The 1092-nt window shown below is 44.6% G+C and carries 1 protein-coding gene; it reads right to left on the reverse strand.

Going from position 1 to position 1092, the window contains the following annotated elements; genetic code table 11:
• Window positions 1-30 precede the first annotated feature (30 nt).
• Window positions 31-999, reverse strand: coding sequence for an IS30-like element ISVa6 family transposase (locus ELS82_RS25180; RefSeq protein WP_134837790.1), 969 nt, complete (start codon window positions 997-999; stop codon window positions 31-33).
• Between the last annotated feature and the right edge of the window lie 93 nt (window positions 1000-1092).

A 1092-nucleotide genomic window follows, 5' to 3' on the forward strand; every position in this document is an offset into this window, starting at 1 on the left:
CTTAGTATCAAGTTTGAAGTGCGACACTTTTTACAGATGCGCATGAATATACTCCGTTGGTGTTCTATACCCAAGTCTTTTGCGTGGGCGCGTATTTAATTTGTGTGCAATTTCATTGCAGATCTTCTGTGTCACATGTGACATGGAAGTTCGTTTTGGTAAGTATTGTCGTATCAAGCCATTGGTGTTTTCATTAGTCCCTCGCTCCCATGAATGGTATGGATTTGCAAAGTAAAACAGGCAGTTATGATGTTTCTCTAGTTGTGCATAACCATGAAATTCAGTGCCGTTATCCGCAGTTATCGTCTTAAAAGGTAAGTCAGAGCGGGTCATGATTTTGCTCATTCTTACGTTGAGCGACTCGCTTGTTCTATCGTCCATTTGCCCTATAAAAGTGTAGCCAGTCATTCTGTCGACTAAAGTTACGATACAGTGCTTGGTTCCGCGGCCAACGACGGTATCAATTTCCCAGTGACCAGGCTCTTTTCGATGTTCAGCTTTTGCAGGTCTTTCGGTAATATGACGCTTTGCTGCCAGCCGACCTCGGCTGTCTTTTGAGTTATACCTTTTACGCCTTTTCTTAGTGGATTGGCGTAGGTGTTTCCATAGTGTTCCACCGAGAGTTTTGTCATTCCAAATGTGCTGATAAATGAGCTCGTGGCTCATTGTTGGATAGCCTCTTCCCCTTAGGTATCCGACGATTTGGTCAGGGCTCCAATCCAGTCGTAGCAAGGCCTCAGGTAACCTAAAGTCGATTTCGCTGTAGCGCTTATTTCTGCGCGAGCGGCTCAGCCGGTTGCGAGCCATTTGTTGGGCTCTCCACGCCTGATAGGAGTACCTTTTAAAGTGTCTGTTGTATCGGGAATTGCGTTCAATTTCTCGATAGATAGTCGCTTTGTGACGACCCAGTTGTTTAGCTATTTTAGCGGTACTAATTCCTTGCTTTCTGAGCGCAGAAATCATATACCTTTCGTTCTCAGTGAGGTGCGTGTATTTCATGTTTTTTACTTCTTGGCGGGAGCAAACTTCATGATTATCGCATCTCACTGTTTTTATGTTCAGAGGTGTCGCACTTCGTACTTGAATCCAAGG

This window comes from Vibrio ouci, from assembly GCF_004551525.1.
Taxonomy (GTDB): Bacteria; Pseudomonadota; Gammaproteobacteria; order Enterobacterales; family Vibrionaceae; genus Vibrio; species Vibrio ouci.